The following is a 19,883-nucleotide window of genomic DNA, read 5'->3' as shown; positions in this document are numbered from 1 at the left end:
GCTCAAATTTCAAATAAATGAATAGCCTAGATTTGCAACAGATAAGGTAAAACGCGCAGGTCGAGGTGGCGAATATTGGCATCCGCCGCGGCTGCCAGCTTAGGTTTGGCATGGAAAGCAATACCAAAATCCGCCGCCATCACCATAGGGATATCATTGGCGCCATCGCCGATAGCGACACTTTGACCTTTTGGAATGCCCCACTGCTCACTGCAACGCTCAACCACATCCGCCTTAAACTGCGCATCCACGACTTTACCCGTCACTTCACCCGCGAGTTTGCCATCAGTGATGACTAACTCATTAGCAAAGGCCGCATCTAAGCTTAGAAGCTGTTTTAAATGACCCACAAAAGGCGTAAAGCCGCCAGATGCCACCACTAAACGCCAGTCATGGGATTTAAGCTCCAAAAGCATGGGCTCAAGCCCTGGCATTAAAGGCAAGTTATCGCACAAAGTCGTGATAATACTGGCATCAGCGCCCTTAAGCTGCGCCACGCGCTGACGCAGACTCTGTTCAAAATCTAGCTCGCCTTGCATAGCACGTTCAGTAATCGCCGCCACGCGCTCACCAACGCCCGCCATAGCCGCTAATTCATCAATGCATTCAATCTGAATCGCCGTAGAATCCATGTCCATCACTAATAAGCCGGGATGATTCAAGCGCGGCAAATCAACATGGAGCATATGCAGTTCAGCCAAAGACTGAGGGAATGCCGCTAACTGTGCCTGAGAAGGCACATTCACCAGCGCCAACTCGATACAATGTAAACCGACTTGGCGTTCGATATGGGCAATACCGATAGCGTCAGACGAAGGCAATGCCGCAATCCAGGCCGATATCCCTGCCTGCGCTAACGTATCTTGATAGATAAGCCGCAAACGCGAAACACCAGCGGGGTTTGCTGACTCTTGATAACGTTCAAACACTTGCCCTTGGCGTTCAAACCTTGGGGAATGGTCAGAGACTAACCACAAAAAAAGCGCATCTTGGTTCAAGCTTTCCATCGGACTTAAATTCTCCAACTATCGGGCTCACTCAGAATCAATTATGATTAGGCAAGCGCTCTACATTTTAAGGGTCAAAGTGTTATATCTTAAAGGGCTTAAGAAAAGCCATAAAATCAGTAGACTGATCCAAATTGCCGCCGCCTTCGCCTTGATATTCGGCTTAGTACAATTGTGGCAGACAAGCCTACTACAAGGTCAGTTGCTTCTAAAGTCCCAAACTCAAAAGATGGCCAGATTACTGGTACAGCAAACCGCTTATGGTGCCGCGCCCGCGCTACAACTGCAAAATGACGAACAGTTGCAATGGCTCGCCAGCGCTTTAGTAGAAGATCCTAAGGTAATGTCCGCCGCCATCTTCAGTGACCAAGGCATGCGGATATCCTTCGCTCAAAGCATCACTAAGGATGTAGTTGATCCTGACTCGGAAGAAATGAATTTGCTACTAAGCAAATATCCTCCCTATGTAGAGCCCGTGATCCAAGAAGGGAAAAATCTAGGTTATGTCGAAGTCAGGCTTGATACCAAGTTATTTTTCAACGAAATCAAAGAAGCCCATAATTTAAACATGGAGCAACAACAAATCATGCTGCTGGTTGCAGGCTTGATTGGTATGTTGCTTTCACGCTCTTTGTCTTTCAAACGCGCCGATTTTGACCGCCGCCGCTTTCGGGTTAAATTGCGTCAATCGCCGAAAAAATCTAAGAAAGAATCCTCAGCTGAAGGGCCATCTGAAAGTGCGAGTGATGGATCAGCGCAAGTGCAAACCGAAGATCATCCGGTGTCGACCACTGATCATCCACAAGAAAAAGCGGCTAAACCCACTAAGGCGCCAAAAGCCGAAACAGAGACCAAAACTGATAAACTCACTCAGACCAGCGTGCAAACTAAGGCCGAAAAAACGTCAGAAAAATCATTAGAGTTACAGGATAATTCAGCAGTTAAAAACGCGACAAACGATGCGGAACAAGCAACACCTGTAAAGGTTAAACCTAAAGTGAAAAGTGTCCGCCGCGTAAAACAGGCGACGAAAGCAACAGCCGTGGTAGCCGAACCCTCAACACCAAAAAACCCTAGTGAACCAAGCGACCTCGACACAGATTCCACAGGTTAATCGTAATTTCTATAGAAAAGCCGCTAAAAATTGACATAAAAAAAGGTTCGCATTGCGAACCCTTTTTTCAGCACACTCTTACAGAATAACAGTTACAGTGTAATCGCCGCTTCTAATGTCATGATGATCATGTCATTGAATGTGGTTTGACGTTCTTCTGCAGAAGTCTTTTCACCGGTGCGGATGTGGTCAGATACAGTCACAACACACAGGGCACGTGCACCAAACTCATGGGCAACACCGTACAGACCAGCCGCTTCCATTTCAACGCCTAACACGCCCATCTTCTCCATCACGTCGAACATTTGTGGATCAGGAGTGTAGAACAGGTCCGCAGAGAAAATGTTACCTACGCGGATTTTAGTGCCTCGAACTTTCGCTGATTCGATAACCGCATTCATCAGCTCATAGTTAGCGATAGCAGCAAAATCTTGGCCTTTGAAACGTAAACGGTTAACCGCTGAGTCAGTACATGCACCCATACCAATGATCACGTCACGTACTTTAACGTCAGTGCTGATCGCACCACAAGTACCCACACGGATCAGGTTTTTAACGCCGTAATCACGAATTAATTCAGTTGCATAGATAGAGCATGAAGGAATACCCATGCCAGAACCCATAACTGAAATACGCTTACCTTTGTAAGTACCAGTAAAACCTAGCATGTTTCGAACATCAGTCACTTGCTCAACATTTTCTAAGAATGTTTCAGCAATATATTTTGCACGTAATGGATCGCCTGGAAACAGCATTGTCTCAGCGAATGCGCCCTCTACAGCATTAATGTGTGGTGTTGCCATCGAAATAACCCCTGTTTATTTTATTAAGACTTAAGTCTTTGTTTACTGGCGGCAAATGTCAGCCGCCAAATCGAAATAAATGCTAATTTGCCTAAAGGAAAGATTCGCCATAGGCCATAGGTTCAAGCTTAAAGTGGCTCGCAATAGATTGGCCGATATCGGCAAAGCTCTTACGACGCCCTAGAGAACCTGCTTTCAATCCAGCGCCAAAGGCTAATACTGGCACATATTCACGGGTATGATCCGTACCTTGCCATGTTGGATCGCATCCGTGATCCGCCGTTAAAATCAGCAGATCGTCTTCACCCAATAATGCGAGCATTTCAGGCAAACGGGCATCGAAATATTCCAACCCTTTAGCGTAGCCTGCCACATCACGGCGATGACCATAGTGAGAGTCAAAATCCACGAAGTTAGTAAACACTATAGTGTTATCGCCCGCTGATTTCACTTCGGCTAAGGTCGCATCGAAAAGCGCTTCTAAGCCGTTCGCCTTCACTTTTTTAGTGATACCGCAGTAAGCATAAATGTCGGCAATCTTGCCTACACTCACCACTTCACCGCCCGCTTCATTCAGCTTATCTAATACGGTTTTTGCAGGTGGCGCGAGCGAATAATCCTTACGATTGCCAGTACGGGCAAAGTCACTTGGGCCAGTACCATCAAATGGACGGGCAATAACGCGACCTATATTGTAAGGTTCTAACTCTTCTCGGGTTATTTCGCAAAGACGATAGAGATTGTCTAAACCGAAGGTTTCTTCGTGGCAAGCGATTTGGAACACAGAATCGGCTGAGGTATAGAAAATAGGCATGCCAGAGCGCATATGCTCTTCGCCTAACTCTTCTAAAATAGTTGTGCCAGAAGCATGACAATTACCTAAAAATCCATCCAGACCCGCACGGGCTAAAATCTTATCCGTCAGTTCTTTAGGGAAAGAATTTTGGTGCTCGCTAAAGTAGCCCCATTCGAATAGTACGGGCACGCCCGCCATCTCCCAGTGACCGCTCGGGGTATCTTTACCCGAACTTAACTCTTGAGCGTGGCCATAAGCACCAATCAGCTCAACATTATCGCCAAAACCTGGGGCAAAGGCGCCAGTACTTTCCATCGCTGCATGGCCTAAACCTAAGCGCGCTAAGTTAGGTAATTTAAGTGGACCTTCACGGCCGATATCGGCTTTGCCTTCAGCACATGCTTTAGCAATATGACCAAAAGTATCGGAACCGACATCACCAAAGCTTGCTGCATCAGCAGAAGCACCGACTCCAAAGGAGTCCAACATCATAATAATGGTACGTTTCATAATTCTTCCTTAAAGATCCGCTGCACGAATATAGGCATAGATCTCAGGTGTTTTTTCTGGAGCGGTTTCACCAATGTGAATCGCTTTTTTCACCGCAATTTCCGCTTCAGCGAAAGCGGCTTCAGACTGTGCATGGATAACGGCAATCGGCGTCGATGAATCCACTTTATCGCCTAGGGCACACACTTGGGTTAAGCCAACACTATAGTCTAGTGCATCGCCGGGCTTACGGCGGCCGCCACCTAAGGTCACAACCGCTAAACCTAATTCACGGGTATCCATGCTATAGGCATAACCTTGCATATCGGCAAAAACCGGACGAATAATTTGTGACTGCGGCAGGTATTTACTGTAGTTTTCAACAAAATCAACCGGACCACCAAGACCCGACACCATCTTGCCAAAGAGTTCTGCGGCGCGACCATTGTCGAGTACACGATTCAGTTTAGCGCGAGCATCGGCTTCATTGCTTGCAAGACCGCCAAGGAGCAGCATCTCAGCACAAAGACCCATAGTGACTTCATATAAACGCGGGTTACGGTAAGCACCCGTTAAAAAGTCTATGGCTTCTTTCACTTCAACCGCGTTACCTGCACAAGATGCAAGCACTTGATTCATATCGGTAAGCAAAGCCGTCGTTTTAGTACCCGCGCCATTTGCAACAGCGGCAATACTGCGAGCTAATTCTTCCGATGCCTCATAGGTTGGCATAAAAGCGCCGCTACCGACTTTCACGTCCATCGCCAACGCATCTAAATTACAGGCTAATTTCTTAGACAGGATCGATGCTGTGATGAGAGAAATGGATTCAACGGTGGCGGTATTATCGCGAATAGAATAGAAGCGTTTATCGGCAGGAACGAGATCGCCCGTTTGGCCAATAATCGCCACCCCGACGTCTTTAACCACTTTGCGGAACAATTCACTTGAAGGCTCAGTTTGGTAACCCGGAATGGCATCAAACTTATCGAGTGTACCGCCAGTATGACCTAGGCCGCGCCCAGAAATCATAGGCACATAACCGCCACACGCCGCAGCCATAGGGCCAAGCATGAGACTAATCACATCGCCGACACCACCAGTGCTGTGTTTGTCGATGACAGGACCGTTGAGTCCCAATGATTGCCAATTAAGCACAGTGCCAGAATCACGCATTGCTGTCGTTAAAGCGATTCTTTCATCCATATTCATGTCATTAAAATACACCGCCATGCCTAATGCGGCGATCTGACCTTCAGATACGGAGTTGGTAGTTATACCTTGAACAAAGAACTGTATCTCTTCGGAACTTAGCGCTAAACCATTACGTTTTTTACGAATAATCTCTTGAGCTAGAAACATGATACTGCCTCCAAGATAGACACTAACAACCCTGTCGCTAGTGCTTATCTTTGCAATGAAACATCAAAACTGTAGCAATATTACAAGTTCATACTATCGAAGTTTTGAGTTTGCCAAATAGATTTAGGTCACACTTAATTAGGCTCGCTATACGCTGATAGTATTAATCAGCGACAGTTTGCGATTAATAGCCTTGAGTTGGCTTAGGCGCATCAGCCAGTTCTAGTGTGTGCAGCAAGCTGTTTAATAGGCTTGAAGCACCAAATCTAAAGGTACGTGGTGAAACCCAGTCAGCCCCTAAAATACGCTCTGCAACACCGAGGAACTCAGCCGCTTGGGCAGCATCACGCACACCACCGGCAGGCTTGAAGCCTACTTGGGTATTCTTTTCGCTGATCACTGTCAGCATGATTTCAGCCGCTTCGAGTGTGGCGTTTACAGGCACTTTACCCGTAGAGGTTTTAATAAAGTCGGCACCCGCATCGATTGAAAGCTCAGATGCACGGCGGATAAGCGCAGGATCAGCTAACACGCCAGATTCGATGATGACTTTTAACAAGACTTCACCACAGGCTTCTTTACAGGCTTTAACTAATTCAAAACCAATCGTTTCATTGCCTTCCATCAGCGCGCGGTATGGGAATACCACGTCAACTTCGTCGGCACCATAGGCAACGGCAGCGCGAGTTTCTAGTACAGCAATGGCGATGTCATCGTTGCCATGGGGGAAGTTAGTTACAGTGGCGATTTGGATATCTTCAGCACCGATTTCATCGAGTGTCTTACGTGCAATTGGGATGAAACGTGGGTAAATGCAGATAGCGGCAGTATTGCCCGCAGCCGTTTTCGCTTTGTGGCACAGGTCGATCACTTTTTGATCTGTGTCGTCATCATTCAAAGTCGTTAAGTCCATTAACTCGATGGCGCGTTGTGCTGCTTTTTTTAAATCAGTCATAATAGCTCTCCAAAATAAAAATTAAATGAATAGAAATCAGTCGCATAAAAGCAACGCTTAAGAGGTGGCATTATTTTGATTATTTTTATGGCCGGGCCTTCAGGCGGTGCCGAGTAATTTGCTTATACAAACTACCTTGTTGTAGGTATTCAATCTTGCCTAAGTCATAAAGAACAATAGGCATCCTGACACTTAAAATAACTTATAAGTGACCACGACTTGAATCCTTGAAGACCGGAAGAGAGGATACGAATAAAATCTTGCTCCTACTTTTCCGCGAAAAATCCATTTTAGCGCGAGAAAAACACAAACCTTTATATAAACCCACTTGTTAGCCTAATAGGCTTAGATAAAGACTCATGGTAAAACAAAGATGGAGCCGCATAATGCGGCTCCAACAAGCAACTATGACAAGTGATTAGAACTTGTAAGTAGCTGTGAAGTAATGACCCCAACCAGTGCTATCCAAACCACCCCAGTTTTCAGTCGCGAATGCTTGGTTATTTAGACCATATACTTTGTTGTAATACTTAGCGCCATAACCAACTGCATAGTTGTCTGAATGCCAATATAAACCAAAGAATGCATTACCACCTTCTGAAGACTTGTTTGTACGGCCAAAATCATTCAAGCCACTTACATCTTCATCCATTGCAAACTGCCAATCAACATAGCCTTGAAATGACAGAAAGCTCTTGTTATCAAAGAAGTAGAAAGGTTTGAACCAGTTAGCAGAGAACTGGTAGCCATTCCAGTCTTTAGTGTTAAGGTCGTAAGTTGCATATAAGTTCATGCCAGTCTTACCTAGCCATGGCACCATAACATCAGCACCGACACCCCAGAAAGACATGTTAACATCACCAGCAATAGCTACAGGATCTTTAGTAGGATCATCATTCTGACGAACACCAGTGATACCACCGCCACCCCAGTTATACAGTGTAGAGAAGTAAACTTCTTGCACTGGGCCGAAAGATAAATCTTTACCAGTAATGGCATCTAAAGAGAAACGTGGTGCAAACTTCATAAATATCTTGCTAGCGTTATCTGTCTTGTCGCCAGAGCTTTCGTTTCCTAAGTTGAATACATCAACATAACCATATAGATCAACAACACCTTTACGGCCGCCAAATTCCATTTCTAAGTAGTTATGGTGAGCATCGGCACCATCAGCAATTGGGTGCTCATCAACAGAGTACATAGCGTTGAACTGCATCCACTTGTAATCTGTTGCGTAGATATCAGAACGGTCAGCGGCAAATGCGTTGCCAGAGATTGCAGCTACAGCAGTAGCGGCTAAAGCTAAAGTTTTAACGTTTTTCATCATCAACCCCATTTATCTTGTTTACTACCATCGAGGGTAGCGTTCTTTTTGTGGCGCTCGCATTCTACCTAGATTAAAAAAAATCTCAATAATCTAGCGTAAAATCACAAACACAAAATTCTTAATTGTGAACAAAGTCGCGACTTCTGCATTACAATTAATTAACTTAACCGTAGAACTACGACATTAAAGACAGAATGACAGCTACATATCAGTTGCATTCTGTGTTTTTCAATTGGAGAAACTATTCACTACAGGAATCACTACTGGAAAATGGTTGAATTAACTTGGGTCCCGCCCTGCATGGTCAGGACCCAGTTAGTGGGGTTTCCCCCGACTGCCGCTCAATAACTTACATAGCTAAGAACAGACCAGCAAGTGTCGCACTCATTAAGTTAGCTAAAGAGCCGGCGATAACCGCACGAATACCCATTGTAGCTAAGTCATGGCGACGAGTAGGAGCCATAGCACCTAAACCACCAAGCAGAATCGCGATTGAAGACAAGTTAGCGAAACCACACAGAGCAAAGGAGATAATCGCTTTGGTTCTGTCAGTCATTGCTAGACCCGTTTCAGCTACTACCATACCGCCATCAGCGATGTCTTTCAGGTATGGAGCAAAGTTTAAGTAAGCAACAAACTCGTTAACTACGATCTTTTGACCGATGAAAGAACCAGCTACTAATGCTTCATTCCAAGGCACACCGATAAGGAATGCTAACGGCATGAACACATAGCCAAGGATCAGCTCAAGTGTTAACTGAGGCATGCCTACCCAACCACCGATGCCACCAATGATACCGTTGATCATAGCGATCAAACCAACGAAGGCTAACAGCATAGCACCTACGTTTAGTGCTAAGTGCATACCAGATGAAGCACCTGCTGCAGCTGCATCTAACACGTTAGCTGGTTTGTCAGGATCTTCTGGCAAATCGCTCATGTCATTCTTAGCAACTTCAGTTTCAGGGTGCATCAGTTTAGCCATTAATAGACCACCTGGTGCTGCCATGAATGATGCGGCAACTAAGTACTCGATAGGTACACCCATCTGCGCGTAACCAGCCAAAACTGAACCCGCAATTGACGCCAAACCACCCACCATGATCGCAAACAGTTCAGACTGCGTCATAGTTGGAATGAATGGACGAACCACTAATGGGGCTTCAGTTTGACCCACGAAGATGTTAGCTGTTGCTGACATTGATTCTGTACGGCTTGTACCTAATGCTTTTTGTAGCGCGCCACCGATAATACGGATAACCCACTGCATGATGCCTAAGTAATAAAGCACAGCAATCAATGAAGAGAAGAACACAATAACGGGTAACACGTTAACTGCGAAGATGAAGCCAAGTTTAAAGTTAGCTAAATCACCGAACAGGAAACCGATACCGTTTTGTGCGTAACCAATAACGCTAGAAACTGCATCAGACATACCTTTCAGAATGTCTTTACCAACAGGAACGTACAGTACAAAACCACCGAAAGCGGCCTGAATAGCTAAAGCGCCACCCACTGTACGTAAATTAATTGCTTTTTTGTTATTCGATAGGAGGAAACCTATCGCAAGTAGGGTGACCACCCCTACTAAACTCATCAATATATTCATTAACCATCACCCTATTGTTAACACTTTTTAATTATGTTGTTAATCAACCTATTTCCGAGTCAGATTATACCCGAGCCCAAGTCGAAAATCGTCGTTTTGATCATATTTTTGGAGTTTAATTTCAATCGCTTAGTGCAGAATGCTAGTGCGACCTACACCTGTTTATTTAAAAACAGCTAAAGGTCAAACAGTTGCACTGCATTCAACATCAAGTGTTCTGATATTAGAACACTTGATTTTTTTTGCAAAGCGGCGATTTTGTCTATAAAAAGAACAAGGTTAGCGGGTTGGTTACGTTTTTCTGCAACATTTATCGGCGTCATAGCCGGAGAATCAGTCTCAAGCATGAGGTGTTCGAGCGGGAGTTCAGTGACTGTTTTGAGTAATTTTTTGGCATTGGGATTCATAATCAAACCACCAATTCCCAGCTTAAAACCTAACTTGATATATTCCTGTGCAATCTCAACACTGCCAGAAAAAGCATGTATCACACCGCCTCTAGGCAATTGATACTTTTTTAAACAGGCCAAAACCTCGGGATGTGCCTTCACACTATGAATAATCACTGGCAGATTAACGGATTTAGCTAGCGTCAGTTGCGCCTCAAAAAACGCTAACTGCTGTGGCCACGCTGAGGAATAAAGCTTATCTAAGCCACATTCACCAATAGCAACAAAACGAGGACATTCGAGCAACGCGGCAACTTTAGATGTTAATGCTAAGATCGCTGCATCAACATCCTCTGGGCAAAACCAAGGATGGATGCCAAGGGCAAAATAGGTTTGATATTGTTCGGCAACAGCGAGCTGTTTGTGCCAGTGTTGGGGGGACACGCCAGGAATAATCAGATTATTAACCCCAACACTGCGCATTCGCTGCACCACAGCATCGCGGTCAAGATCAAACTCGGCAAAATCTAGATGTGCATGGGTATCAATCACTGCAAATACCTCACTCTGCGGTCGATTGGCCGTTTGCATGCGCTTCGGGCGGCAATGCAGTTTCGTCAGCCGTAGTCGGTTTGGCACATTTTACCGCTAATGGCGGATCTTCAAGGCGTGGCATACAACAACGACGATTTTCAGGTGTCAGCCCCATGCGGTCGCACCACTGAATATAAACCTGCCATGTCTTTGTGATCCAATTCGCCATCATTCACATCCAGAACCGTTTTTAGATTTCATTAGATACAAAAATGGCGGTGAATTCACCGCCATTTCAACAACTATTCTAAACCGAACCTAATTAGTGCTCGCGGGTTTTTGCAAACTCAATATCAGGATACCTTTCCATCGAAAGATTCAGGTTGACCATAGTTGGCGCAATATAGGTTAAGTTGTCACCACCATCGAGTGCTAAGTTTTGGCTACACTTGCGGCGGAACTCTTCAAGCTTACGCTCATCCTTACAATAAACCCAGCGAGCGGTCGAAACACTAATACCTTCGTAAATGGCTTCAACGTTATATTCGCTCTTAAGACGACCAACAACCACTTCAAACTGCAGCACACCCACGGCGCCAACAATTAAATCGTTAGTATCGATTGGGCGGAATACTTGCACAGCGCCTTCTTCTGACAACTGTACTAAGCCTTTTAAGAGCTGTTTTTGCTTAAGCGGATCGCGCAGACGAATACGGCGGAACATTTCAGGGGCGAAGTTAGGCACGCCAGTGAAACGGAATTTTTCACCTTGGGTAAAAGTATCGCCAATACGGATAGTGCCATGGTTATGTAAACCGATGATATCGCCTGGGTAAGCTTCTTCAGCGCGCTCACGATCGCCCGCCATAAAGGTTAATGCATCGCTAACGTTAACATCTTTACCAATACGCACATGGTGCATTTTCATGCCTTGCTCGTAACGGCCAGAACACACACGCATAAAGGCGACACGGTCACGGTGTTTTGGATCCATGTTTGCTTGGATCTTGAACACGAAACCGGTGAATTTTTCTTCATCAGGCATGATAACGCGTGTATCGCTTTCGCGCGGTAATGGCTTAGGCGCCCACTCGACGATGCCGTCAAGAATATGGTCCACACCAAAGTTACCTAACGCAGTACCGAAGAACACTGGCGTCAACTCACCTTTTAAGAAAGCTGCATGGTCAAATTCATGCGACGCGCCGCGCACTAATTCCATCTCATCGCGCAAATCATCAGCGTAACTGCCTATCGCTTTCTCAAGATCCGGATTATTAATGCCTTTAATTACACGACGCTCTTGGATCGTGTGTCCCATACCGCCTTGATACAAGACCACTTCATCACGCAGTATATGGTAAATTCCTTTGAATTCTTTACCGCTGCCAATAGGCCAAGTAATAGGTGCACAGGCAATATTCAGCACGCTTTCGACTTCATCCATCAGATCGATAGGATCACGGATATCACGGTCGAGTTTGTTCATGAAAGTCACGATCGGCGTATCGCGCAGACGTGTCACTTCCATCAACTTAATAGTACGCTCTTCAACACCTTTAGCAGAGTCGATGACCATCAGACAAGAGTCAACAGCGGTCAGTGTACGATAGGTATCTTCAGAGAAGTCTTCGTGACCAGGCGTGTCGAGTAGGTTAACGAGGGCGCCACCATAGGGGAATTGCATAACAGACGTAGTAATAGAAATACCACGGTCCTTCTCCATTTCCATCCAGTCAGACTTAGCATGCTGACCCGATTTTTTGCCTTTAACCGTTCCCGCTTTTTGCAAAGCGTTTCCGAATAACAGCACTTTTTCGGTAATGGTTGTTTTACCCGCGTCGGGGTGCGATATGATCGCGAAGGTGCGACGTTTATCGACCTCTACTTTATTGCCTGACATGTTAACCTATGCACTAGTATCGCTAAAAAGGCGCAAATTATAGCGCCTCAGTTCGAGCTTGGCTAGGCAAAGCCCGAGATGAGCTCTGGCAGATGAGGGTTATTTTGTGGCTTCGAGCAAACCTTTGACTTTAGCGAGCTCAATCCGCGCATATCTATGTTCGACAAAATCATAAATATTGGTTGCCAATGCTAAGCGGAAATAGTTAGCAGCATCTTGATATTGCTTGTTTTCTATTGCCATTTTCGCCAGGTAAAAATAAGCTTCACATAAACGTTCGGCATATTCTTTTGGATGAGTTAAGCCAACTTTCGCAGCAGCAAACACCTCATCATGGCTTTTTGTACCTAAATAATAATCAACGATAACGGTCGCCCAAGCATCATTGTCTAAATTCTTACGGTTTCCAGCTAACTGTTTTTTAGCTTCAACTGCATCGTCTTTAAAATCAATCAAATACAGCCACAATGCGCGATAACCATCTTTATTATCACCAGCATAAAATGCCTGCATATCTTTAGTGGCTAAATCGTTACGGTCGCCATAGTACAAGGCAATACCGCGATTCAAATAGGCGTAATCATAGTTAGGAGCGAGTTCTAACACGCCATCGAACGCTTCATAGGCACTAGCGTATTCGCCTTCTTGGGTGTAATAAATCCCAAGAAAATTATAAGCATCGGCGAGATCGGGTTGCAGCTTCAGCGCTTGCATAAAATCGATGCGCGCGAGCAATCTTAAGCCCACACTGTCGTATATAACACCGCGATCGTAATGAAATCTGGCTCTCTGCTCATTGGTTAATTCGACCGTAGCCAAAATCTCGTTGAGCTTCGCTAACGTCACTTCCACTTTATAATCGGGCATGACAGGTGCGATAACCAACTTACCTTCAACATCATTATGGTTATCTAAAGGAGACTGGGTGGTAGCGCATCCGGCTAACAACAGACTGGCGCCCGCCAGCACAGCAACGACAGCGGTTCTAATTTTAAGACTCATCCATTTCTACCTTTTTAGATTCCCAACATACGCAGAAGAATCTTCATGATAGCAATCCCACCACAGGACTGCTATTGGGGAATTAAGATTAATACTGACTTTCTTAATGCCAAAAACAAAAAAGGAGATCATTTGATCTCCTTTTGATGCAATCACTTAGAAAGTGTGTGCCAATAATAAGTCAAAGACTCATTATTCAGCAGCGGCAGTTTCTTTAGTTTGTGCTTCTTTAATTGACAGACGTACGCGGCCTTGACGATCCACTTCCATTACTTTAACAGCAACTTCTTGGTTCAGTTCAAGGTGATCAGACACGTTAGCAACACGCTCATCACTGATTTGTGAAATGTGTACTAAACCGTCTTTGCCCGGCAGAATGTTCACGAACGCACCGAAATCAACGATACGGATAACTTTACCGTTGTAGATACGACCCACTTCAACTTCTGAAGTGATTTCTTCGATACGGCGGATAGCTTCTTTGGTTGCTTCGCCGTTTGAAGAAGCGATCTTCACAGTACCATCATCTTCCAGTTCAATCGTAGTGCCGGTTTCTTCAGTAAGAGCACGGATAACTGCGCCGCCTTTACCGATAACGTCACGGATTTTTTCTGGGTTGATCTTGATAACAGTGATACGTGGAGCGTGATCAGAAATATCATCACGGTGTGAACCAATCGCTTGATCCATCACGTTCAGGATATGTACACGTGCGCCATAGGCTTGTTGCAGTGCGATATCCATGATTTCTTTAGTGATACCTTCGATCTTGATATCCATCTGCAGTGCAGTAATACCATCTCGCGTACCCGCAACTTTAAAGTCCATGTCACCTAAATGATCTTCATCACCTAAGATGTCAGAAAGAACAACGAAATCATCGCCTTCTTTCACTAGACCCATAGCGATACCCGCTACAGAAGTCTTGATAGGCACACCAGCATCCATCAGAGCTAATGAAGTACCACATACTGACGCCATAGAGCTTGAACCGTTAGATTCAGTGATTTCAGATACAACGCGCACGCTGTATGGGAATTCAGCAGCAGAAGGCATAACAGCATTGATACCGCGCCATGCTAACTTACCATGACCGATTTCGCGGCGCTTAGGTGAACCCACCATGCCTGTTTCACCAACAGAGTATGGAGGGAAGTTATAGTGCAACATGAAACGGTTAGTGCGCTCGCCCATGATGCTGTCAATCTTCTGTGCATCACGTTCAGTACCTAGAGTACAAGTGACTAACGCTTGAGTTTCGCCACGAGTGAACAATGCGCTACCGTGAGTACGTGGCAATACGCCCGCTAACACGCTTAATGCACGGATCATGTCTGGTTCACGACCATCGATACGTGGCTCGCCACGGATGATGCGGCCACGAACCACTTTCTTCTCTAAGCTACCCAGCAAGTTGTCTACTTCACGTAAATCAATGCTTGGATTGCTGGCTAACAAGGCTTCTTTTGCTGCTGCTTTAACAACAGAAACTTGAGCATAACGATCTTGTTTAACTTGGATTTTATACGCATCGCCTAAACCAGCTTCAGCAAGCTCTTTGATTTGGGCAACTAAATCGGCATCTTGCGTTGGTGCAGTCCAATCCCAAGTTGGTTTACCGGCTTCTGCTTTAAATTCAGCAATCGCTTTGATAACCACTTGTTGTTGATCGTGACCGTAAACAACAGAACCTAACATCACTTCTTCTGGTAATGCTTGGGCTTCTGATTCCACCATTAATACTGCACCAGCAGTACCAGCAACCACTAAGTTCAGTTGGCTGGTTGCAAGTTGCGCAACACTTGGGTTCAACACGTATTCGCCATCAATGTAACCCACACGCGCAGCACCTAAAGGACCGCTGAATGGAATACCAGAAATAGCCAGTGCCGCAGAAGTACCGATCATAGAGATGATATCTGGCTCGATTTGTGGATCGACAGATACTACAGTAATGATAACTTGAACTTCGTTTTTGAAACCATTAGGGAAAAGAGGGCGAATTGGACGGTCGATCAGACGAGCGATTAATGTCTCATCTTCTGAAGGACGGCCTTCACGCTTAAAGAAACCACCAGGAATTTTACCTGCTGCGTAGGTTTTTTCTTGATAGTTAACAGTCAGAGGGAAAAAGTCACGACCTGCATCTGCTTCTTTTTTACCGACAACAGTGACCAACACAGTCGTGTCACCCATACTCGCTAAAACGGCTGCATCTGCTTGACGCGCTATAACACCTGTTTCCAGGGTGACTGTATGTTGACCATACTCAAAACTCTTTACAATAGGATTCACGTGACCCATTCCTTAATTAATGACCTTGAATTACGCGCGTAAGTATACTGCAAATCGGATCAATAGATAAAGAGCAGATAATGATGACAAATACGTAACTTTTCACTAAAGTGGTTAAATCAACAAAGAGTTGCGGTTTACATTGATACGGAAATTCTCGCAGATGGTGAATAATTATCATAAAGGATGCGCCCGATGACAGGCCGTTTTAAGTCACTGACGTGGAAACAAACTAACCTAGTCGTATTTACTGCCCTATTTTTTGCCATTGCTATTTTTATTGTTGAAATCGCTTTAGTCGTCGTATCAACCAAACAACAACTGACGACTACACAGCAAGAACTCCTTGATTCAGTTGAACAACCCGCAGCAAATGCTGTCTGGGCATTGGATGATAATTTAGCCCGTCAAACCTTAGAAGGTGCCATTAAGGTTGAGCATGTCGGCTCTGCAGTGTTCGAACTAGACGATGGTTCCATGTTTGTGTCAGTCAGCAATAATAAAAAGAATAACTCGCAGACATTTATCAGCTTAAGTAACAAATTATTTGATGATCTTAAAGAAATCTCTCGCCCGCTGTACCGGCCTTTTTATTTCGAAGGCACCCAACAACAGCAGCTCATTGGCACATTAACGGTTTTCTACGATACCCAAGAGCTGACAAACACCCTTTTCTCGCAGTTAAGATTTAGTTTTTTCGCCACGCTTGCCCGCGCACTCTTACTCACCTTAGTGCTTTCAGTGGTTTTCCATCGCTTCTTAACTCAACCTATCGCGCGTATTAGTGAGGCCATAGATAAGATTGAACCCGACTCACCGGACGAAAACCTCTTACCTATGTCCAATGCGCATAAGGATGATGAACTCGGCCTAGTGACCTCGAAATTCAACCAAATTCTTATCCAATTTAGCCAAACCCAATCCAAACTGCGCAAAATGGCGACCCGAGATCCGTTAACGGGCTTACCGAATCGCACACTATTGCTCGAAACCATCGCAGTCACTATCCAACGTTCGCGTGTACACAAGCGCAGCTTTGCCTTAATGTTTATCGACTTAGATCGATTTAAGAATATTAACGATTCCCTTGGCCACGCATTGGGCGATCAATTTCTCGCCCGTATCGCCCGTATTCTTGAACGCTTCGTTGGCGATAAAGGCACAGTCTCTCGCTTAGGTGGCGATGAGTTTGTGATTTTAGCCGACACAGTACACACCCCAGATCAAGCCGCTGACTTTGTTGATAAGTTACTTATCCAGCTTAATGTCCCTATCCAATTAAATGAACATGCGATTCATCCTGCGGCCTCAATTGGGATATCTATTTATCCCGAAGACGGTAACAGCGCAGAAGATTTAATACGTCATGCCGATATTGCCATGTACAGCGCCAAAGCTGCAGGCTCGAATCAATGGGCCTTCTTTAAACAACAGATGACAGAACGCGCCGCTGTGCGTTTACGCACTGAAGCATCCTTGCATGATGCGTTAAAAAACAACGAATTTTTGCTGTATTTCCAACCTAAACTCGATCTGCAAACGGGCAAAGTGATTGCCTGTGAAGCTCTGATCCGCTGGCAAAAAGATGGCCGACTCATCAGTCCGGTTTCTTTTATTCCCGTAGCCGAAGAAACGGGGATCATCATTCCAATTGGCCGCTGGGTGATAGAGCAAAGCTGCAAAGTCTTAAGGGAGTGGCAGAAGAAATATAACTATGCCATCCCGATTGCGATTAATGTCGCCTCACAGCAATTCGCCGACGCGAGTTTAGTACCCGATATCAAACAGATGGCATTACGTTATCAGATCCAACCAGAACTGCTGGAAATTGAAATCACTGAAACCTCGCTGATGAACGACATTGAGCTCGCCATCGCTAAGCTTGAACAACTTAAATCAGCAGGGTTTGGTATTGCCGTCGATGACTTCGGCACCGGATATTCATCACTTTCTTACCTACGCCATTTGCCCATTACCACCATGAAAATCGACCGCTGTTTCGTGTCCGATTTACCAGGGGATAGCGCAATCGCATCGACCATTTTGATGTTAGGTAAGCAGCTTAATTTGACCATTGTGGCCGAAGGGATTGAAAACGAGCAGCAATTGGATTGGTTGAAGGAGAATCAGTGCCAAGTCGGCCAAGGCTTCTATTTTAGCCAACCCCTGCCCCAAGCGGAATTTGAAGCGTTGTATATAGCAACACAGACAGCAACGATAAGCACTCTGGATGGCTTACGTGGAGCTTGAGGTTAATTTAATCAGCGCTAAGGTTTAGGCGGTGTTAAGGCCAGCGTCATAGGCATAATACTATCGACATGCTCAGGCCTAAATCCTACAAAGCTTAACGTAATCATCTACTGAATTTTAGGCAATAAAAAAGGAGGCTTAAGCCTCCTTTTTTGCGTTAGTCGACGTGAAATTAACGACGTAGACCTAACTTTTGGATCAGTGCAGTGTAACGTGCTACGTCAGTACGTTTCAGGTAAGCAGTTAACTTACGACGTGAGCTAACCATACGTAACAGACCACGACGTGAGTGATGATCGTGAATGTGCTCTTTGAAGTGAGCTTGCAAATGGTTGATTTGCGCAGTTAACAAAGCAACTTGAACTTCAGTTGAACCAGTGTCGTTTTCACAACGGCCAAAATCAGCCAAAATTTTTGCTTTTACTTCAGTACTTAGTGACATGTATATCTCCAAATAAATAATATGAATCTCTAGCCGATCACTAACTCAGCCAGAGGGCGCGCTATTCTACCCAGAAACCCACCCTAGCGCAATAAAAGGTGGAGACTAATCCATGAACTAATTTATTAATTTGTTCATGGATAGCGGGCTAATCAGTTTCTGCAGGCTCGTCATGGATCACTATGAGTCGTTTCGGCGCGAGTAGGCCGTCTTCGTTCATAGTGCCAATCCCCACAAATCGGCGAATGTCACCTAAAGTGATACGCACCAGTTCATCGGTTTTCAAGTCTGCATTAACAGGGACTCGAACAGCCTGACCTTGCATTAAGTAAGGGGCGATTGCATCTGGCACATTCACCTCAGGGAAATCGGCCACAGCCGTATCCATAGGTAATAACAGCGGATCAAGAAGTACACTCGGATCTATCTGTTGTTCATGTGCTTGAGCAACAAGCGCTTCAAGTTGTTCTAAGGAAACCATTCTTGCATAGGGATATTGTGCAACTTGAGTGCGACGCAACATGATGACATGGGCGCCACAACCGAGCATTTCACCGAGGTCGTCTATGATAGTGCGAATATAAGTGCCCTTAGAACAATGAATGTCTAAGGTCAGCTCATCGCCTTCAAGACCGATGAAATTAAGCTCAAATACCGTAATAGGGCGAGATTCGCGCGGCACTTCAATGCCTTCACGGGCATATTTATACAGGGGCTGGCCCTGATATTTAAGCGCGGAATACATAGAAGGCACTTGCTGAGTCTCACCACGGAAGAAATCAAGCGCGGTTAATAACTGCGCCTCAGTAAAATCAATGGCGCGGGTTTGCACCACTTCGCCATCGGAATCACTGGTATCCGTTCGCTCGCCCAGCTTTGCGGTGACCAAATAACGTTTATCGGCATCTAACAGATGCTGGGAAAACTTAGTCCCTTCGCCTAAGCACACAGGTAACATACCTGTCGCTAACGGATCGAGTGCGCCCGTATGCCCTGCTTTGTTCGCATTAAAAAAGCGCTTTACCCTTTGCAATGCAAAGTTAGAACTCATGCCAGTGGATTTATCCAGCAGCACTATCCCATCGATAAAACGACCTTTTGGACGACGAGCCATTAATCTTTACCTTCCGTTTCATCTGCATCATCGGCAACATCATCACCTAAGACTTCATCTTCAACTGATGCGTCTTCGCTACCAAATTGCTTCTGCTTCGCTTTGTCTTGGTTGATCACTTGGCTAACTAAGTTAGACATGCGCATACCTTCAACGAGCGAGCTATCATAGATAAAACGCAGTTCAGGCATCACACGCAGCTTCATACGGCCCGCCACTAAAGTGCGGATATAAGGAGCTGCGCTGATCAAAGCGTTTAGCTTTTCTTGAACAACGGCTTTGTCTTCCTCGAAGAAAGTCACGAAGACTTTGGCATAGCTAAGGTCGCGTGAGACATCAACGTCATTCACGGTTACAAAGCCAATACGAGGATCTTTCATGTCGCGCTGTAGCACTTGAGCCAGTTCTTGCTGAAGCTGCTGAGCGATTCGACGAGTACGACTGAATTCTTTTGCCATAATATTTCTTACCATAGCTTAAATTGATAAGGGC

General features: G+C 45.3%; 17 protein-coding genes. 2 read left to right on the top strand and 15 right to left on the bottom strand.

Features of this window, described 5'->3' with window-relative positions; genetic code table 11:
• Nucleotides 1-26: 26 nt before the first annotated feature.
• On the bottom strand, nt 27-1,007 hold the full coding sequence (serB, locus tag MO387_RS02165) for a phosphoserine phosphatase SerB (protein ID WP_107948712.1): 981 nt from the start codon (nt 1,005-1,007) through the stop codon (nt 27-29).
• Nucleotides 1,008-1,050: 43 nt separating this feature from the next.
• Here serB and MO387_RS02160 point away from each other — a divergent pair, with 43 nt between their 5' ends.
• Entirely contained in the window at nt 1,051-2,121 is a 1,071-nt protein-coding gene (locus MO387_RS02160; RefSeq protein ID WP_107948715.1) for an AhpA/YtjB family protein, read from the top strand.
• 92 nt (nt 2,122-2,213) lie between these two features.
• On the opposite strand, the gene deoD is transcribed toward MO387_RS02160, so the two are convergent.
• The 11 genes from deoD to pnp all read right to left on the bottom strand — a co-directional run bounded on the left by deoD (nt 2,214) and on the right by pnp (nt 15,585).
• Nucleotides 2,214-2,924: a purine-nucleoside phosphorylase gene (deoD, locus tag MO387_RS02155; protein ID WP_006082701.1), complete on the bottom strand. Its 711-nt coding sequence runs from the start codon at nt 2,922-2,924 to the stop codon at nt 2,214-2,216.
• A 91-nt stretch (nt 2,925-3,015) separates the two neighbouring features.
• Nucleotides 3,016-4,230, bottom strand: coding sequence for a phosphopentomutase (locus tag MO387_RS02150; RefSeq protein WP_006082702.1), 1,215 nt, complete (start codon nt 4,228-4,230; stop codon nt 3,016-3,018).
• A 9-nt stretch (nt 4,231-4,239) separates the two neighbouring features.
• The gene (deoA, locus tag MO387_RS02145; RefSeq protein ID WP_107948717.1) at nt 4,240-5,571 is read right to left on the bottom strand and encodes a thymidine phosphorylase; all 1,332 of its coding nucleotides are present in this window, start codon (nt 5,569-5,571) and stop codon (nt 4,240-4,242) included.
• 184 nt (nt 5,572-5,755) lie between these two features.
• A complete protein-coding gene (gene deoC / locus MO387_RS02140) occupies nt 5,756-6,526 on the bottom strand; it encodes a deoxyribose-phosphate aldolase (RefSeq protein WP_006086931.1) in 771 nt (256 codons plus the stop codon).
• A gap of 418 nt (nt 6,527-6,944) precedes the next feature.
• Nucleotides 6,945-7,850 (bottom strand): outer membrane protein OmpK, encoded by a 906-nt coding sequence (locus MO387_RS02135; RefSeq protein ID WP_011847508.1) that lies wholly within the window; start codon nt 7,848-7,850, stop codon nt 6,945-6,947.
• Nucleotides 7,851-8,202: 352 nt separating this feature from the next.
• On the bottom strand, nt 8,203-9,462 hold the full coding sequence (locus MO387_RS02130; RefSeq protein WP_006086933.1) for a NupC/NupG family nucleoside CNT transporter: 1,260 nt from the start codon (nt 9,460-9,462) through the stop codon (nt 8,203-8,205).
• 176 nt (nt 9,463-9,638) lie between these two features.
• Entirely contained in the window at nt 9,639-10,403 is a 765-nt protein-coding gene (locus tag MO387_RS02125) for a TatD family hydrolase (protein WP_199908822.1), read from the bottom strand.
• Between the two features lie 10 nt (nt 10,404-10,413).
• A complete protein-coding gene (locus tag MO387_RS02120; protein ID WP_012089880.1) occupies nt 10,414-10,617 on the bottom strand; it encodes a hypothetical protein in 204 nt (67 codons plus the stop codon).
• Between the two features lie 90 nt (nt 10,618-10,707).
• Nucleotides 10,708-12,288 carry a peptide chain release factor 3 gene (prfC, locus tag MO387_RS02115; RefSeq protein WP_107948722.1) on the bottom strand — a complete coding sequence of 527 codons (1,581 nt, stop codon included), beginning with the start codon at nt 12,286-12,288 and terminating at the stop codon, nt 10,708-10,710.
• Between the two features lie 99 nt (nt 12,289-12,387).
• Nucleotides 12,388-13,290: a lipoprotein NlpI gene (gene nlpI, locus MO387_RS02110; protein WP_107948724.1), complete on the bottom strand. Its 903-nt coding sequence runs from the start codon at nt 13,288-13,290 to the stop codon at nt 12,388-12,390.
• A gap of 192 nt (nt 13,291-13,482) precedes the next feature.
• Entirely contained in the window at nt 13,483-15,585 is a 2,103-nt protein-coding gene (gene pnp / locus MO387_RS02105) for a polyribonucleotide nucleotidyltransferase (RefSeq protein WP_242325962.1), read from the bottom strand.
• Between the two features lie 195 nt (nt 15,586-15,780).
• Here pnp and MO387_RS02100 point away from each other — a divergent pair, with 195 nt between their 5' ends.
• Nucleotides 15,781-17,835 (top strand): EAL domain-containing protein, encoded by a 2,055-nt coding sequence (locus MO387_RS02100; protein ID WP_242325960.1) that lies wholly within the window; start codon nt 15,781-15,783, stop codon nt 17,833-17,835.
• Nucleotides 17,836-18,007: 172 nt separating this feature from the next.
• Here MO387_RS02100 and rpsO read toward each other — a convergent pair whose 3' ends face one another.
• The 3 genes from rpsO to rbfA all read right to left on the bottom strand — a co-directional run bounded on the left by rpsO (nt 18,008) and on the right by rbfA (nt 19,849).
• The gene (rpsO, locus tag MO387_RS02095; RefSeq protein ID WP_006082713.1) at nt 18,008-18,277 is read right to left on the bottom strand and encodes a 30S ribosomal protein S15; all 270 of its coding nucleotides are present in this window, start codon (nt 18,275-18,277) and stop codon (nt 18,008-18,010) included.
• 148 nt (nt 18,278-18,425) lie between these two features.
• A complete protein-coding gene (gene truB / locus MO387_RS02090; protein WP_006086939.1) occupies nt 18,426-19,391 on the bottom strand; it encodes a tRNA pseudouridine(55) synthase TruB in 966 nt (321 codons plus the stop codon).
• Complete coding sequence (gene rbfA, locus MO387_RS02085; RefSeq protein WP_071938402.1) at nt 19,391-19,849, bottom strand: 30S ribosome-binding factor RbfA; 459 nt, start codon at nt 19,847-19,849, stop codon at nt 19,391-19,393. Before rbfA ends, truB begins: the two co-directional genes overlap by 1 nt.
• Between the last annotated feature and the right edge of the window lie 34 nt (nt 19,850-19,883).

This window comes from Shewanella sp. N2AIL, from assembly GCF_022690845.1.
In the GTDB taxonomy this organism is placed as follows: domain Bacteria; phylum Pseudomonadota; class Gammaproteobacteria; order Enterobacterales; family Shewanellaceae; genus Shewanella; species Shewanella baltica.
Note: the sequence above shows the minus strand (reverse complement) of the source record. Positions and strands in the feature narration are given on the sequence as shown.